Annotated in this window: 1 protein-coding gene (only partly in view); it reads right to left on the bottom strand. The window is 68.2% G+C overall.

From position 1 onward, the window contains the following. Window positions 1-19,148: the 5' portion of a scabin-related ADP-ribosyltransferase gene (locus tag E1288_RS29740; protein ID WP_207954627.1), read on the bottom strand. The gene continues 15,910 nt to the left of window position 1, outside the view; the window shows 19,148 of its 35,058 coding nt (coding positions 1-19,148); its start codon is at window positions 19,146-19,148; the stop codon falls past the left edge of the window.

Here is a 19,148-nt window from a genome sequence, read left to right as displayed (position 1 = left end):
TCGAGTTCGCCGTGGCCGGTGAGCTTGGAGTGCGCGGTCACCTTCAGCCCGAGGCCCGGCGGCAACTCCAGCGTCGCCCCCTCCGAGCCGGGCGCGTTCGACATAGCGGCCACCCTGCTCCGGGTGAGCTCGGCGCGAAGCATCCGGCTGGTGTGCGGATCGACCGTGCCGCCCGCGTCCCTGATGCCCTGCTCCACCTGGCGGACCAAATCCGCGACGTCGCCCCTGAAGTCGATCACCCGAAACTTGGCCGGGTCGTCCGGCAGCGTCTTCGTGGTCTCCGAGGCACGCCACTTCGCGAGCGCCTGCTCAGCCGCCTCCTCTGTGGACCGCTTGGTGGCGTGCCCCTCGCCGGTACCCCCCCGGGTGCCGACGACCGTGGTGTCCTCGATCGGGGTGATCGTGATGACCTCGCGGGTGTCCGGCGCCGCCGCGATGCGCTCGCCGTGTCGCTCGATGCGCACGTCGAAAAGCATCTCGGTGCGGTGCTGGGCGAGCGCGCCCTGCACCGTCTCGGTGTGCACGTGCTCGGCCGTCCGCTTGCCCGTGGTCTCCCGGGTCTGCTTGAGCCACTCGAAGATGTGCCCCAGCCCGAAGCCGAAGTTGCCGTAGGGTGCGCCGTGCTTGCCGGGCGTCGTCTCGGCGTGCGCGGCGCCGGAGTCGTTCTGGAACATGGCGGCCGGCGCGAGGAGGGTGAACGCCTCGGCCATCACCCTGGAGAACTTGCTGGCGGTGCTGGCGGTCCGCGTGGTCCTGGAGACCTTCGCCATCTCGGCGTGCTTGATGCCCTCCGGCTTCGGGCCGCCCAGTTTCTCCGCGCTGACCCGCAGTTCGTAGGTCTCGCCGGTCAACCGGTCCTGCAACCGCAGCGGGGTACTGGTGCCGCCACCCTCCAGGTCGCCCAGCGATGCCTGGAACTGCGACAGGTAGCGCTCTGCCTCGCGGTAGTTGTCGTGCGTGCTGTGCTCGGTCCCCAACGGCGAGGGTGGTAGCAGCCGGTTAGCCCGCTCCTCGCCGAGGCGCTGCACCAGCTGTTCCCGCAGCTGCGCGACGCGGTTGGTGAGGTCGATCGGCTCGATGACGGCGTCGGCCCACTTCGGGGCGCCGATGTCGTGCCCCTCCGGCACCGGGCTGAGCGCATCGGCATCGTGCGCGAATTCCGCCTCGGACACAGCAGGCGGTACTTCTCCGCCGGCCTCGCCCGCGCGCCGCGCGTCCTCTTCCGCTTGCCTACTCCGGATCTCGTCCAGCTGCTCGGGTGTGACCAAGACCTTCGCCGCGCGCGGCAGTTCGAAGCGCTCGGCGGCCCGGTTGACCTCCTCCGGCTTGAACACGTTCCAGCGGTCCAGCTTGCCCCGGCTCCACGTCTCCCCCGCCACCGTGGCCTCCACCGAGGCGGAGATCAAATACATCTTGCGGGGCTCGGGGGCCAACGAGACGGTGTTGGAAACGGCGGTGCTGTGCCCCTTCTTGTGCCCCCAGCTGCTCACCCAGAGGCTCAACTCGTGCAGGAGCAGCCCCAACCCGTGGGTGACCGTGCCCGGGGTGTGAATCTCGTTGGCGCTGGTCGGCAGGTACGCCGGTTCGATAGCGTTGGCCCAGGTCCAGGTCGCGCCCTTCTCCGTACTGGTAGTGCTGCCGCCGATGATCGACTGCTCCGGCTGCTGCCAGACGGTCTGGAGAATCTCCGGGTTGCGCAGCATGTAGGACACCGCGCCCTCGGCGTGCGCGTCGGCCCGCCTGCGTTGCCAGAAGAGCCCACTCATCCGGGTCGGGCGGTTGAACGCACGCGGGTCACCGGACAGCGCTTCCTGCGAGATCGCGCGGTCGATCAGCCCGGAATTCTTCCCGTCCTCGAACTTCCAGATCGGATCGCCGGATGCCCGCACCAGCACCCGCCGCATCGCCTCCCGCACGTGCTCCAGCCCGTGGAACGACACGACTTGCGCCCAGTCGAGCTTGCGGGACGCGCCGCGGTGGAGCTCATCGCCGCGGTTGATCGAGACGTCTGCCAGCTCGGTGCGGTTGACCGGCTGCACGTCCGGGCGCAGCTCTCCGTGCGAGGCGGGCAGTTCGAGGATCACGTCCACGGTGACGGTTCCCGGCTCGCGCCCCTCGGCGGCAGCCGCGGAGTCCACGATGTCCAGCGAAGACCGCCCCGGCGCGTGCTTGCCGGGCTTGCCGGCGCTGATGCCGCGGACCAGCTCGTTATGCCGGTTCCAGTGGTGCCCGGACACGGTGAGCTTGATCGTCGCCCGGTACCGCCGCATCGGCTCGGGCCGGACATTGCCATCGGCGTCCAGTTTCGATCCGCGCACGCCGCCGCCGGAGAGCTTGGTGTCGTGCCCCATCCCGGACGACTGTGACCGGTTGTAGGTGAACTTGCTGGAGGCGGTCAGCAAGCCCGTGCCGTGCAGGGCCGCGTACACGCGGGCGACGAACCCGCCGCCGAGCGTCCAGTTCCGCCCTTTGACGGACGTGCCGCCCTCCGACTCGGAGATCTTCTCACCCGTGACGGGGCTCTCCGCCGGTCCGAGGTTGACCAGCCCGCCCTCCAGGCTCGCCGTCACCTCGAACGAGGCATGGTAGTTGTGGCCCCGCCCGGGTTCCGGTTCGACGTCCAGCACCAGCGGCCGGTCGGTGAGCATGTCCGGCGCGCGGCGGGCCAGCTCCGCGGGAGAAATCCCGCCGCGGATCTCCTCGCCCCGGGCCAGCTTCCGCTCGTCCTTAGCGGAAATGCCCTTGTCCAGGGACGGATCGTCGAACTCGGTGACGAACCTGGCGTCCCGCCACTTCCACCGCTTGTGGCCGGGCAGCTCCGCCACCGAGTCTTCCATGATCTTCGCCAGCCGCCCGCTCGCCTCGCTGAGCTGCATCGCCGCGCGGACCGCAGTGTCCTCCACCGCCCCTCGGGCGGGTGCGCCGTCCGCCGCCGCCGCGGCGTCGATGCCGTGCCGCGAAGCCTCGGCCGCCTCCGCCAGGTGGTAGCCGTGCACCGCTGCGCGGAAAATGATCGGTGGATGCCCCGGCTTGCGGATCTCCAGGTCACCAACGGTGTGGAAGCGCGTCGCCCGGCCAGTGTGGGTTCGGGTCGTCTCTGTCCCGGTGCCACGCTCGTAGTCCTGTTCGTGGCTGGTCCCGTACCCACCACCCGCGGAAAGGCCGCCACCGGCCGCGAGCATGCCGACGTCGAAACCGGGCCCGCCGGCGAGCGAACCATCCCCGCTGACGCTCGTCGAGTTGGAGTCGCTTGCGGTGGCCGTGTCCGAAGTGGTCTTCTCGAACGTCGCGCCGTCGATGGTCTGGTCGTAGGCGACCTGCCGGACGACGACGCGCATCTGCAGCCGCTGGCCCCTGCTGCGCACGATCCGCTTGATCGGGTTGCCACCCGGCAGCAACGCGTCCGAGGACACCCAGCCCAGGCCCGCTGCGGCCTGGTCCGGGGTCACCGTCATCTCCGGCAGATGCCGCTTGATGTTGCCTGGGCTGACGAACTTCCGGATGGTGGCCTGGGCGTACTCGCTCAGCTTGCCGACGTAGGTGGCGACCTGGTCGAAGATGGTGTTCCGCCGGATACCGCCCGGCCGCTTGCTCCACGGCAGCACGCGGCGGCTGGGTACCGGCAGCGGCTTGTTCTTGTACCGGCCCTGCACGTCGGTCCGGACGTCGGCGTGCTCCGGTGCCCAGTGGGGCAACTGCGCGGGCACCGGCACCCGGCGTCCCGCCCCTGCCATGCCGACGGGCACACCAAGTTCGACCGTGACCGGAGTCTGGTCGCCAAAGGCCCGGCCGACTCGCGCCTCCGGCAAAGTCGGGTTCCCCTCGCTGTCAAGCCGCGAGATGAAGAAGGTGGCCGGCGCGCGTACCGCGCGCATTCCCCGGTAGCCGGCCTCGCTGTCGGTGCTGTCCGGAAGCGCGACCCGGTTCTGCTCGCTGTGCACGTGCTTCCGACCGCTGCTGCGAGACGTCGCAGCGGCGGTCGGCGCATTGACTCCGCCCATCAGGAACAGACCCGGAACCGCCGGGACGAAGAAGAACCACCGCGACATCGGGGTACGACTGCTGGACGTGGCGGCACCGTCGCCGCTCGCGTACGCGGTCGCCCCGGAGGGCGCCGAGATGTCCGCCTCGATGGGGGTGGACTTCGCCCAGTTCAGCTCGGCTCTGACCAGGAGGGGTTTCCCGCCCACGTTCAGCTCCCGGCCGTCGCCGAGAAACGACTCGAACTCGTTCGCCACAGCATGCCGCAGGTCGTGAATGTCCTTAGCGGATGGTGTCTTGGTCAGCAGGCTCTGGGCGGCGGAAACAATCCGGTCGGCGCCCTGGGTGACGGTGAGCTGCCTCCCGGCACCGAGCCCGCGGTTGCCGAGCAAGTAGCCCGGCAGAGCCCGCCACCGGCGCCGGGCGAGAGCCTCGTTCCCGGCCTGGCCAGGGGTTTCGGGGTGCTCGGTCACCTCCGTGCCGGCGCCGTTGTCCAGGGACTCACCGTCGAGGTCCCCGTCCCGTTCGGCTCCGTCACCGTCATGCACCGCCGCGATAGACCCGCTCCGCTCGGCGGTTTCCTCCGGGGTGGTATCCGGCCGCGACGCGCCGAACCGTTCATCAGGGGTTCGCTCGGCGGGCCCTTCGGTGACCGGCTCGCCGGACCGGGTAGCGGCGCCCCCCATCTCCATCGAGTCGGTCAGCGCCGCCGACCTGTCAACTTCGGACTTCGCTGGGGCCTGCAGATCGCCCTCGCCAGGTGTCGCGGGGTTGTCCCCAGTGCGCAGCTCCGCCGGTTTCACGACCTCCGCGATCACTTCCCGGTGCCCATCGGGGGCCACGGTGAGCAGCTCACGCACGGGCTCGGGCTTGTGCACCTCGTGGTACTCGCCGTCCCGCCAGACGGTGTCGGTCAGCGTGCGGACCAGCCCGGCCAGCTCAGGACGCGAGACAAGGAACCGGATCGCGGCCGTCAGCACGACGTCAGGGTCAGCGTGCCGTGCGAGCGCCGGGGCAATTGCTGTGAGGTGCAGGTCCCCGTCATGGTTGTGGAGGTCGCGCACCAGCGTCTGCACGACCTTCCGGGTGAGTTCAGCGGTCGCAGCCGGATCACTGATCAGCCCCGCTCCGCTGGTCGGTTCGCCCAGCCACGTGGCCGCGGACATCGGGGCCACCGCGGGCACCATCGGCAGGTCGCCCCAATTCCGGTATCCGAGTGCGGTCAGCAACTCGGCCAACATGTCCGGTCCCGTCCGCCACATCAGCGAGTTGCGGCGAGCACGCATCATCGGCCAGTCGAACTGCTCCTTGGGAACGTCTTTGAGCCGGGTGAGCAGCTTCTCCTGCGGCAGGGCGAACTTGTTGCCCATGAGCTGCAGCAAGACATCCGCCACGGGGTGATTGCGCGGCATCGCGTACGCCGAATTGCCGAGCTTGCGCATGCTCGTTGTCAACATCGCCCACGCTTCCCGCGTGTGGACGACCTCCTGCGCGAGTGACGTGCTGCGGACGAAGTTGTCCCCATCCGTGTAAGTACCGCCGAACGCGCGAAGGATCTCAATCCGGGCGATGCCGCTGGCACCCGCCCATCCCGGCCCGGACAACTTCAGCAGCTGGCTCCGGAAGTACGGGGACAGCCGCATGGGGGATTCGGCGTGGAAGATCTCATTGATGTCGACCAGGCGCACTTGGTTCTTGCGGGCCCACTCGATCATCTCGCGCACCCCGGCGTGGGGATCCGGAGAACCGTCGGTGGGCGCGGCGGAGGCCCGGGCGGCGCGGAACTCCGTGCGCGGGATGTTGGTCCACAGCACTGAAGTGCCAGCGTGCTTCGACGCGGCCTCGCCGAAGTTCTCCCAGACTTCCGCTGATTTCCCCGAGGACACGACCGGGCTGCCGAACCAGATCGTGTGCAGCAGCGAGGGCATTTCCAGGTCGGCGTCCAGCGGCTTGACATCGCCCGGCGCCCACTCCGAGCGCGTCTCCTCGGGGCGGTGGACGTTGATCACCGGAGTGGATGCGAGATCATCGGGCTTGATCACAGCAGGAACGTCGTGGGTGAGGTCGACCGCGTCGAACAGCGCGTCCAACTTGTCGGTTCCCAGCTGGGCGAGATCCACTTCGGCCAGCAGATCCGGCCGGACCGATGGGCCCAGCAGGCCGAAGTAATCCTCGCCGAGCAACGGGGCCGGCTCGGACCGCTCCGAGCGCACGGACTCCTCGACGTCCCGCAGCACCCGGTCCGCTGCGGCGTTGACCTCGTTCTTCCGCGTCGTCGGGTCGGCCGTTAGCAGCTCGGTACTTCGCCCGGCTTGGTCCTCCGCCAGGAGTTCCTCGCCGTCCGGCCAGCGCGTGTCGTCGTCAACGGGCCCTTCGAGGACCGACCTGTCGCTGTCCGACGAATACGACTCGGGATCGGTCGTCGCCAACTGGCCGGACGCGGGCACCTCCACCCGCTGCACGGTGCCGGACCGGCGGGCGTCGTCGAAGTCCGGCCCCAGGCGGTTCTCGGCGTCCCACAACGCCATTTCGAATTCCCGCAGGGCCACTTCGAAGGCCGGCATGTGCGACATGACCCGAGCGGCGTCGTGAATGTCCCGCAGCGCCCGAAGAACGTTCCCCATCTCGCCGAGCCGGGAACGGAGGCCTTCCGTTCCTTCGGGCAACACCACTTGCCCGATCTTGTCGATCTCCTCCATCGAGGACATGGCGGAGTTGGAGAACAACCGCCAGGCCCTGTCCGTCAGGCTCTCGTCCAGTCTGGTGACATTGTCGTAAACGTTGGAAAGGTCCTGCCACACGCTGTTGAGCCGGTCAGTGATTTCGACAGCGTGCGCCGCCGGCGAGTTGGTCGGCCGTACGGGCACCAGGGAACCGTTGCGCTGCGCGGCCCTCCTGTACTCCTCGGCTATGGCGTGGAACGCCCTCCCGTTCAACGGCAGGTCAGTCGGGCGGTAAGGAGCGCCGCGGACCTCGAACAGGATCAACCTGTTCACCTCGTCCACACCCATCGCGCCCATGCCGTAGTCGACGTCCAGGTTGCCGCTGTGCAGCGGGTAACCCGAGGGAGGCGACAGCAGGTCCTTCTTGAACGCTCCCTCGTTCCGGCCTTTCACGATCGAACCCAGCCAGTCGACAATCCGCGGCCCGGCCGATTTCGTATTCTCCTCCTCGGTGTCGTACGGCTTTGCGAAGACCAGATCCGATGCCCGGCGGCCCAGTGCCGCCATGAAATCCGGAACATCCTGATCCGGCTCCGCAAGGAGCAGCCTGCGCACCTGCTCCCGGTCGGCGTCGGTGAGCAACTTCTCGTAGATGGACACGAAGTCGCTTCGGCTGTTCAACCGGAATCTGAATTTTACATCGCCGTTACCGAACGTTTCCGCTCCGGCACGTTCGAGGTACATGGCAAGCAGCTCCACGAACCCACGGGAATCCTCCGACAGTGAGTCAGGGGATTTCTGCTCGTAGAGCCGCCGGATCCGGTCCGCGGACTGATGAATCGTCGTCGCTTGTCTGGTCGTCAAGAGTTCGTCGATGACCTCGTGGAGGTCTTTCAGACCGATGCCGTAGGTCGCCTGCATACGGGCTTGGAACCGGATGTCCTCGACGATGACGGGTGTGTCCCTGCGGAGATGCGCCTCTCGCGCAGATCCACTCGCCACCTGCGATAGTGAGAACGGCTGGCCGGCCAACGCGAGTTCTCGCATCGCGCCGATCACGCCCGCGATATCCCGGATCGCATCCTCGATCTCGCGCATGCTCGACATGGGGGACAACACGAACTCGAGATCGGAACGATCGGAACCCGCGACATCGTCGGTTTCCAGTCGCCACCCGACACCCTCGAGCAGAACCTCACCCCGGGAAGAGAACGGGACCCTTACACCCGGCAGCTCCAGTTCGAACCCCACCTCGGCGATTACAGACGGAGAGAGTGGGGGCTCGGAGGAGGCGAGCGCCGAAGCGTCCTGCGGTGCAACGGCCCGCTCTTCGGGCCGATTCGGCTCGGAATCGGCCGCCGCCGCCCGGTCGGACGCGGGCATGTCCACCCGCTCGGACGGACGCGAATCCGCCTGCGCGACTTCGCGGAGGTTCTCGGAGTCCGCGTCGGCAGCCGAGTTGTCTCGCGGCTCCAGCTGCTGCACAGCCTCCTGATAACCGTCCTCGCCGAGCACCATGCGCAGGACCGTGTCCAGCGTGTCCCCGGCGTTCGCCAGGAACGCCGCCCGCACCTCTTGGACCGCCGCAGGGTCCCCGCGCAGTGCCGCCAGCTCGTTCAGCACCGCGTCCTTGTTGACCGAATCCCGCGACAACAAGTGATCCAGCGTCCGCGCCCAGCGCTCCGGGCCCGGCACCGCCACGTCCGGGCGCAGCCCCTGCGAGATCGCAATCTCCTCGATCCGCCACAGGTGGCGTGGCAGGAACGTCCGCTGGTGGGTGCCCATCAGCCCGTCATCGTCGATGTAGGAGTTCTGCGGGCGATGCGGCCGGCCTGTCGTGGTGTCGGTGGGCATCGGCGGGTCGGCCCGGTTGAACACCAGCCGGTCGTCGGCCTTCGGGCGCGCCTGGATGTTGCGGGCCTGGTGTTGGCGCAGCGTCTGGAGGAAGTCGGGTTCCAACCCGAGGTGGCGACCAACCGCGTCGGCGAGGTTGAACGCGCCAGTCCGGGTATCCCAGGCCCTCGGCCCGCCGGGCGCCTTCTCCATGAGATCGACGCGGAAATGCGAGTCCGACGAGATGTCGGTGAATTGCAGGTTGACGAAGAACCCCGAATCCGGGTGCATCCGCTCGGGATCGAACAACTCCGAGGCCGTGCTGGTCGCGCGTTCCTTCAGCTCATCAATCTCCCGCTCGGCCTCCGCGAGCCGCTGTTGCGACTCGACCGCCTTCGTCCGCAACGCCTGCGCCTCGTCCTGCAGCCTCGCATCATGCGGTTCGCGCCCAGCTTCCGCCTCCGCTTCGACGGCCCACCGCTCGTGGGTGCGCGCTTCTTCTCGCAGTGGGGCCAGGCGCGAATCGGTGTTCAGGTGCATCCTGACCGTGTACTCCGGCAGCCACACACCGTCCGCGGCCTGCCGCCGGCCCAGCTGGTAGGTACCCAACTGGCGGTACTCGTCGGGAAGGCCGAGCCAGTGTCCAAGCTCGTGGGCAAACTCGAAGTCGTCGGCGGTGTACGGGTTCCAGCTGAGCTGGTCTGAACGCGCACCCGGATCTGTGTGGAGATGGATCGATTGATGCGCCTGCGTCGGGTCATCGACGAACTCGAGCCGAATGTGGAACTGGTCGCCGGAACGCGGCATCCGGTAGCCCTGGTTGAACACCTCGTCCACCGCACCGGCGGCACGCCGCTTGACATCGTCGACCAGCTGCCGCCGCTGATCCAGCTCCACGCTAGCCGCGTTGGCCTTCTCCCGCTGCTCATCGGCCCGGCGCCGAGCAGCATCGACGTCGGCATGTGCGCGGGCCAGCGCGTCGGCGTTATCAGGCGACGAATCCAGTTGCAGTTGGAGACGCCGGACCGCGACGGTGGCATCGGCGACGGCGGCATCGGCGTCGGTCTCCTCGGCGAGCCGCAGCTCACGCTCCGCGCTCTCCCGCCACGGCGCCAGGAATTCCTCCTCCTCCAGGTGCGCCTTGAACGTGAACTCCTGAACCCCGCGCCCGTCGACCTCGAAACGCCGCCAGTCGTAGTTGCCCAAGACGGCGCGGCCCACGACCTCTCTGGGGTGGCTGGACATCTTGGCACCGCTGATCGCGAAGTCCGCCGAGCCATCCGGGATCGCGTTCCGCAGGTGCTCCCAGTCGGTGGACTTCAGCGGGTTGGTCAGCGGGGTGAACCAGGACGCCCGCCGCATCGGGGTACGCCGCCAGCCAAGGCCCTCGGAACTCGGTGGCCGCAGCCCCATCTTGCGCAGACCGGCCTCGTCGGTGTGCACGAAGACCTTGTCCCTGGCGTGCAGCGGCTCGTCCCAGCCCGCAGGCGCTCCCGCCCGGTGACGGGGCTCGATCGTCCAGTTCACCATGGCGCTCACCAGGTAGGTCTCGCCGCTGGACTTCTGCTCCGGTTTGGTGTCCTTGAACTTCGGCTTCGCGGTCGAAGTCTGCTGCCAGGAGTATTCCGGTGCACCGATCGTGGCCTGCGCGATCTGCCGGAACCGGGCACTGGGCTTGAAGACCGGCCCGTCCTTGTGCTTCTCCTTGATGCTGGATGTCGTGGAGCCCTTGGTCGTCAGGCCTGCCGAGTCCGCCGTCGGTGTGACGTGCACATCGTCCAGGTAGGCATGGAAGACGAGGGACTCCAGCGGGTTCCGCGTGAGGTCGGCGGCGTGGCTGTCGTGGTCGAGGCCTTCGAGGGGGTAGCCGCCTTCACGCATGGCCTCCTGCAGGTGTGCCGATAGCGCGCTCGAGGTGGTGCCGGTCAGGATGGCGTGCCGGGTCCATGTCGCGCCCAGCGGCACCGGCGGCGCGGTGTCTGCGGTCTGCTCTGCCTGCTCGGCCGGAGGGGCGAGGAACCGCTGAAGGGCCTTCTGCACCTCGTCCGAGTTCGCCTCCGCGTGGCTCATCTCGGGCAGCGTGTCGATCCACTGCGGCTGGTGCTCAGTGGGCGCGAGCTCTCCGATGGGTACGCGGGAACGCACCACGCCAGGCAACGACGGCAGCGGGATCGTCGTGCTGGTGCTCGCCGGGGTCGCCAGATCAGCGAGGCCCAGGGTCAGGGCTTGCGGGGCGCGATTGGCGTGCGCGGTCTTGGTCACCGTGAGTGCGAGGTCCAAGTCATGCTCGAAGATGACGAAGTCGCTCTCGAACGAGTAAGTCCGGGTGCTTTCCGCACTGGCGGACTCGACGAGCTTGGCAGCCGACTTCTTGGTGACTGCGCCCTGCTCGATGAACGCCACCGATTGCCGCGAACCATCCCCCGACTGCTCTACGCCGAACATCGGCTGGATACGGCGCTGTTGACCGCTCTTCGTGGTGACGGCGTCCTCGGAGGTCGTCTTGATCTCGTGCTTCTCGCTCCACCCGGACTCGACCCCGTCGAACCGGCCGGGGCCTTGTCGGCCCGTCAGGGTCAGCGTGACGTCGATCGTGCCGAGCGGCCCCGACATCGTGGTAGACCACCGCTTGCCTGGTCCGCGTAAGTCCTTCAACAGCGCCTGCAAGCCGCGCGGGGCGATGTCGCGGACGCTCTGCCTCCACAGGTCCCGGCTGGCGCGTAGCTCAGCCGTTCCGAGCGCGAACTCGGTCAGGTAATCGGTGAACTGCTGGCCGGCGGTGCGCGGCACGACCTCCTGCGGGACGTTGCCGAGGAGCTCCTTGATGCCGTTGACCAGGTATCCGGTGACTTCCGGCCGGACAGTCGCCGTGGCGTGCCCGCCGTCGACGAACGCGGTCGGCTCCCAGCCCGAACCGTCGCCCGTGGCCGGGGTCGTCCTCGCGTCCGGCCCCAGCCCGAGCCGGGCGATCTCGCCGGCCGGCACCCAGAGCTGGACCGAGCCCTCCTTGTGGGCTTCGAGGTGCCGCGTGTTCCCGGCGGTATCACCCAACGGGTTCGCGCCGTGTTCGGCCTCGCTGCCGCTGTACAGCGTGCTGCTGTCGTAGGTGACCAGATAGGCGAGGCCCTTGTAAGTCGTCGTCGTGGTGTGCTCGAACTCCTGGCTGAACGACCGCCCCTTCGATGCCGACGGCGTGGCCGAGTGGCTGCCCATCAGGATACTTTTTGCGCCGATGTCGTTGCTCTGCCCGCCGTACCGGACGCGCTGGGTCCAGCCGCCGCCGCTGAACTCGGTGGTGCCGTGCCCGGTGGCGCCGCTGACCGTGCTGATGAAGTTCAGCTCGACGTTCTGCGGTGGCCCGTTCAGGCGCGCGTTGCTCAGCACCGTGTGCTGCTTGATGTCGGCGAGCCGCTCCTCAGCGGACAGGAACTTGGCCTTGGCGTAGCGGTGCACCACGCCCTCGTAGGTGCCGGTGATGATGCTGTCGAAGTGGGTGGCGACCGCTTCCGGACCAGCGAAGGAATGCACCTGGTGCGCGGCGATGACGTTGTTGTCGCCGAAGTCGCCGAGCAGCCGCCTGGTGAGCTCGTGGCCGCTGGCAGCGGGCAGGTCCAGGCCGTGCACCACGTAGTAGTCGGGCAGCGCGGCCGACGTCCAGCCCTCCGGCCGACGCGGTGTGTCGTGCTCGACCTCGTGCAGAACGGAAGCGTCGCCCCCGTCGGCGGCGTTGGCGCCCGCACCGTTGGCGTCCGCGGCCCGGTCGCCGGTGGGGAGTGCCCCACCGACGAAGGTGGTCGCCAGGCCGCCTCGGACCCTCCGCTGCCCGAGCACGCCATCGTTGTCCAGCACGGTGATCAGGTAGTCGACCTGCTTCGGGTGCGCGCCGACGTCGGAGGACTTCCAGCCCTGCCCGCGCCCGACTCCACCCGAGATGTCCAACGTGGACTCCGCGGTGTTGTACTTGTCCGCGCGTTGGATGTTGAGAGCCAACTGCCCCCACGCTTCGACGCGCCCGCGTAGGCCGGCACCGCCTCCGAGGGTGAGGCCAGTCTTGACCGAGCTGCTGTGCTCCACCTTCGTGCTACCGGTCAGCTCGCCCTTCAGCCCGGCGCCCGGCACAAGCCCGACCTCGGCCTCGGCCTCGGCCAGATCGGAGTCGAAGGTGCCGTACCCTCCGCGCGGTGAAAGGCCACGCGGAACGGCCTGGATCACCACGCCGATGAGCTCGTCCGGGCGGGACGTGTCGGCGTAGGTGGCCTTGGTGAACACCAACGACAGACCCGGCCCGTTGAGATCTGGGGAATGGCTGCTGAATCCGCGGTCCGACACGAAGTCGTTCAGCATCACCTCGTTGTCGGCCATGTGCGCTTCGGCGGTCCCGCCCTCGGGCTGCAGCACCCCCGCAGGCAGCATCTCGCGCAGTGCCGCGTTGACCGCGGCAACGTTGGCGAATCGGGTTTCGGCGGTGCCGAGGACCTTCTGCGGCGGGAACGGCTCCCCATCGAACTGCGTCGGCGAGGTCGCGTCCGAGTCCGTGCGTGCCGGGGCGAGCGCGCGCCACTTGGTGGCGCCGTCCGCCATGTCGTGCGAGGTGTCCCACACCCGGCCGTCGTCGAACTTGACCCGCAGGTCGTAGGTCAGGTCCGCGCTGACACCGCGCAATTCACCCTGGTGCTCCCACTGGAGATCGGTGCGCAGGTCGTCGCCGAGTGTCTCGCTGTGCTCTTCCTGCGAGGTCAGCTTGCCCTGCGCCGAGATGCGCACGTCGAGGCTGTTGGCGCCGTCGTCGTAGACGCTCTTGACAAGACGCAACCGGCCGCCGATACCAACCGGCTGTTCCACTGTGGCCTGCATCTTGCGGCCGCCCTTGCGGCCGAACTTGGTGTTGAACTTCGTGTCACCCGCCAGGACTTCCTCGTCGGTGAGTAAGGCGTGCGACTGCCCCTGGCGGACCTTGAGCTCGAAGGTCGCGGTGCGGGTCTGCCCGGTCGCGTCCCGGATCTCCAGCTTCTCGGTAATGGTGCCGCCGGACAGCAGTTCCGGCCCGCGTTGGCTGAGATTGGCGCTGCCGACCATGCTCCGCAGGGTGTTGCGCAACGACGAGCCGATCTCGTCGGCCTTGCCAGCCCAGTCATCGTGCCGGTGCACGAGAGCCTTGGCGCTGTTGAACAACGCCGGGCTGCCGCACAGGTAGACCGACTCGCCGGGCCACACGGACGCATGCTCGGTGTCCAGCCAGGCTTCGGCCCCGGTAGCCTGCCCGCTGCCGAGCTCCGCGGTGTCCACGCGCCGCAGGCCGTGCAGAACATTCGGCGTGCTCACGGTCGCCGCACCGGCGCGCTGCCCGCTGAGTTGAACGGGTTCCTGGCCGCTGCGGCGCACGGTGACGGCGTGCGTCAGGTCGTGCGAACTCGTGGTGCGGGCGCCCAGCGGCTTGAACGACGAGCCGTGCCGGAGTTCCGAGCTGCCGGTGGCCTTCCAAGACGATTGCGGGGTGAGCCCCTTGAGGCTGGTCGCGATCTGCACAGAGGCCCCGGGCACGGGGATGCTGGCGCGGTAGCCGTACCCGTGGTCCCAGCCTCCTGGGGAAGACACCTCGTGCTTGACCTCGCCGTAGCCGCCCGAAGCGTTCTCGATCTTGTTCTCTTTGGACTTCTTGCCGCCCTTCCCCGGCTTTCCAGGCTTGCCGGGCTTTTGAGCCGCCGTCTCCGGCGCCCCTCCGGAAACCGTGTCGTCGGTGAGCCGCGCATGCACAGTGATCTCCACTGCTTCCGCGCCGAGGCCCACGCTCACGGTCAGCCCCTCGCCGTTGAGGACGGTGAAATCGGCCTGCAACGCCGCGTCGGACAGCCCGTGCAACACCTGCTCGATCCGTTGCTCGGTCACCCCGGCCCGTTCCAGCACCTCCTGCGCGGTCTGCCGAATCCCCTGGCCGTCGATGTTCTCCGCCCGGACGGCGTTGTGCGGCAGCAATACCCGGACCTGGTGCGTCCGCTCGGTAACCGGCCCGGCGTCCGGCGCATCTCCTCGCGGACGCGGGGCCCGTGGCAACGTCGAACCGTCACGCAACGACGGAGTGATCACGCTGTCCGCGGGCGGGCGTGCGTCCGCAGTCGCCGACGCTTCCGGCGCGGGCGCACCCGTGACCGGATCGAACGCAGCCACCGGGTTCGGTTCCATCGGCACTTCACCGATGAACAGCGACAGCACCTGACCGTACCGGGCGGGCGTGCGGATGCCCGACATAGCAACTCGGGTGCCGTCCTCCGTCACGGTCAGGTGCCGCCCCATGACGGTGCCGTGGACGTCCAGCTGGCCAGGCACGTCGGAGTATTCCTCGACGAGGCCGATCATGTGGCCGTACTCGTGCGCGAACTGCACGGCGAACTGCCCGAACTGCCAATGGTTCTGGTTGATCACCGAATTCGGGTCAAAACTCATCTCGACGGTGTGGTGCAGCACCGTCTCCGGTGTCTTGCGCATGATCCGGAAGCGCAGCAAGTCACCGTTGTACGCGCGCAGGTTCGGCCTGTTGAAGTAGTAGTCGACGGCCAGCTGCGCGTCCTGCATCACCCAATGTCGGAGATCGTCCCTGTCCCGCTGGCTGAATTCGATGTCGATGTGCACCGTGATCTCGGTGACGGGCTCGACGCCGTCCTCGATGACCTCCCAGGCCCGCCGGACCTCGAACGCAGACCGCACGGCCTCCGGACGACCCGGCACCACGCGAATGCGACCACGCTGGTGCGGCACGGCATTCGCGAGGTTCTCCCTCGGATAGCCGTGCGGCGACGGGAAGACGAACGGCAGCGACACACCCGGGAGATCGTTCATGACCGGAACTTCAGGCAGCCCGCCCCCGATACCGGCGGTCCAGTCGATGGCAGGGAGGGCGCCTGCCGAGCTGTAGGCCCGGACGAACTCGTCGAGGACGGCCGCATCCACCCCCTGGGCCAGGCTCGTCGGGGCGGAGTATCCCGATGCGGCTGCCGTCGCGGTCCAGGCTATGGCCTCCTGAGTGACCCGCTGCCAGTCGACCTCCGTCGCGGGTTCTGTCGGGGTGCCCGCCACCTCGGGCACCGGGATGGGCACGTTGAGCGTGTTCCGGATCTCGGCTTCGCGACCGGGGAGCAGGCCCGTCAGGAGCGGAATGGCGAACGGGTTGCGGTCGAGTACACCTCGCGCACCGAGTGGCTCGCGCTGCACGATGCCGGCAAGCGACGAGAGCACGGCGTCGGCGTCGACCTCCCCATCGAGCCTCGCGCGCACGACCACGTCCGCCAGCGCGCGGTCCGCCCGCCGGCCAGCGGCGATCAACGTCTGATGTGCGAGTTCGTCCAGCCCCGTCCGCGAGAAGAACTCATCGGTGGAGGCGAACGTGCCCGCGAAGCTTCTGATGAAGTCGGCGTGGGTGTAGACCCACGGCTCGGTGATCGCCACGACCGCGTAGTCCGACGGCATGCTCCCCATCCATGCTTCCGGCTCCGCAAGCCGCATCTCGGAGAACATCCGGCTGATGTACGCGGCCGTGCCCTCGAAGTTGCGGGTCGTGGTGACGTCGAGGTTCATGTGGGAGAGCCAGCCCTCGACACTCATGACGAAATCGGTCGGGAGCGACGGATCGAACACCGCCCACCACGGGCCGTCCCTGCCCTCGACCCGGATGGCCGGTGCGACGTGGTAGTCCCAGCGCACGGGCAGCGGCAGGTCTTCACTGGCGCCCTGCGCGGTCTCAGACATAACCTCGAGCTTGGGGTTCGTCCGCACCACGAAGATCTTGTGCGGTTGCGCCCCGAGCTGCTGCAACGCGACCGCCATCAGATGCGCCCGCATGTAACAACCATCCTCAGGATGATCGAACGGCACCCGCAACCGCCCCGCCTCAGGATGATCGAAGGTCAGCTCCTGCATCCGCAGATACCACTCACGCGCCTGGTTCGACGAGACCGGCAGCGCGATCGAGTGGCTCAACAGGTAGTCGACATAAGGCGATTCGTCCGTCCGCATCGCCCGCAGATCGGCCGCGAGCTCCCCGCCGAACATCTCCTGATACGCCTTCGACGTCGCCCACACCACCTGCGGGTCACGGTTCATCCCCCCGACCAGCGTCATCGCACCGTCGAAATCACCACCACGAACCCGGCCCCCGATCGCCTGCGCCAACTGCCGCACCGACGGCAGGTCAGCACGCCGAACCGGCGGCCGCACCGCTGTCGAACCCACGGTGACCTCCGCCGACGGGTCAACCATGAACGTCGACATCCGCCCCGTGATCTGCAGCGCATGCTCAAAATCAGCCTGCCGCAGCCGGCCCTCCTCCACCGCCGCAACCAGCGGCGCGGCGATCTCCGTCGCCAACCGATCCGCACCAGCCACACCCATCGCCCGGTGCAACTGCCCGAACAAGACCTCCGTATCCACAACAGACTTCGCTAACGCATCTTTAATAAAGTCGACAGCCCGATCCGCCCCTGGACCACCGAACGTCCAGGACACATCGACTTGCGGCGCCGCAACTCCGGTTGCGTCGACCTTGTTGTCCGCCGCTTCGTCAGCATTGGACTGATCTTCAGAGTTCAAGATGAAGGCGAGGTCGCCGGGTCGAACGGTCCGCTCCGAATTCGAGCCCGCCTGCGGGCCTCGCTGCTGGTTCGCAGCCGGCCCCTGCCGCTGCATGGCGCTGGTCTCCGATGCGGGCTGCTGAGCCGTGCCTGCCGCTGGACCGGTCTGCGCAGGAGGCTGCGCATCAACCGACGGCAACGCAGCCGCCGAGCCATACCCGGCGTCCCATCCCACAACACCATGAGGGGCGGCAACCGGGGGCGGGGCCTTCGGCAAGGAGGAACCGTCCCGCAACGGCGGAGTGACCGTGGTGTCCGCAGGTGTCCGCCCGTCCGGGCCGGGCTTCGCGGTACCGGGCACCGACGTCCCCGCACCCGAACCAGACGGCGCAGTTCCCGGCACGGGCGTCCCTGCGGCCAGCGCAGGTGCCGCAGTACCGGGTACCGGCGCGCGCACGTCCGAACCGGGCACAGTCGCACCGAGAACCGGCATTCCCTCGGTCGGCCCAGGCGTCCCCGTAGTCGGCTCCGACGCCCCAACGCTCGAACCGGGCTTCCCGGTGCCCGGCACCGGCGCTTCCGAATCTGAACCCACCGCGGCCCCCGGCGCGGGCGTGTTCACAGCGGGGACCTGCACGCCGGCGGTTGGCACGGATGATTTCGTGCTCGGCGTGGGCGTTTCCGCGACAGGCGCTCGTCCCTCTGCCGAAGCCGGAGCATCCGCGGCAAGCGGCCCGTCGAGCGCGGGAGGCACGCCGACACCAGGCGACGTGCCAGGCGTGGGAACCCCGGCGACCGGATTGGCGACACCTACCGCAAAAGCACCCGCATCCAACTTCGGCGAATCCGGGCCGGGAGCACCTGTGACCGGATTTCCCGCACCCGGCGCAACCGGGTTCGTCCCAGGCGGCGGGGTGCTCGCTGCCGTACCAGAAGTTCCGTTCGAGCCGCGCGGCCCATCACCGGGCACCGCACCCGGCGACACGACCGGGCTCGCGCCGGCTCCCGGTTCGCCCACGAAGTCCTCACCACGAACGTCGCTGCGGGCAGGCGTGGAGTCGGCATCGCTGCCATAACCCGAGTCCACATCACCGAAACCGCTTCCGGTATCACCGGATTCGCTGCCGGTGTCACCGAACTCGCTGCCATAACCCGAATCCGAACCACTGACACCGGACCCGGGCTTGTCCCCCACCGGCACAACCGGAACCTCCGGCGCCTCGATAGTAGGGATGCCGGGACCATCCACAACGCCCACACCATCGACCAACTCACCAAGCTTCCCACCAGCATCAGCAGCGCCCTTGTCGACCATCCCGGTGAACGCACCACCCACCGCACCGGTCCACAAATCATCCACACTGCCACCCAGAACCCCCGCCGCACCCGCACCGACCACCGTCTCCGCAGCCGCCTCGGTAAACCCGTGAAACAACATCGAATCTGCCACCCGCGGCCGCCACTTCCCCACACCCATGAACATGGCGCCCATCAAGCCACCCGCCGCAGCCCCCGCAACGAACTCGATCAGCGAATTCTGCCCGTCCCACCCGTGACGGTTCCCCTCAACGAACTGGATGATCTGCGCCAACGCGCCCTGCACGACCTCCTCGACACCCTCCTGAACCGCCTCCACCAGCAGCCGCACCACCCAATGCAGCTTCTCCAGGATGCGACCGACCGCGACACGAGCAGCGGTAATAAACGCCGGAACCAACGGCACCGTGAACGGATCCGCCAACGCCCACACGATCGACACCGCGAAAAACGCGATCTCGATCATCATCGAATAAACGCCCAACTCCACGTTCAACGCAAGATCGAGCAAACCCGCCGACTGCCGCCTCGCCAAACCCACCAACTGCGGCACCACAGCAGCCAACTCATCAACACGATTACGAAACGCACGCCCAGCACCACCACCGACACTCCGCTCCGCCACCACCGCCAACGACCCCAGAGACCCCCCCAACTCCCCCAACGTCACACCACTATCACGCCAGCTCTCCGCCAACGCACGCGCCGCCGCCACATCAACCCGCGGAGCCTTCTGCCCCACCACCAAAACCCACAACCAGTCAAACGCCGGATCAAACTCGATATCCACCAC

The organism is Saccharopolyspora elongata, assembly GCF_004348985.1.
GTDB classification, from domain to species: Bacteria; Actinomycetota; Actinomycetes; order Mycobacteriales; family Pseudonocardiaceae; genus Saccharopolyspora; species Saccharopolyspora elongata.
The sequence above is the reverse complement of the archived record's forward strand: the minus strand, read 5'-3'. Positions and strand labels throughout refer to the sequence as shown.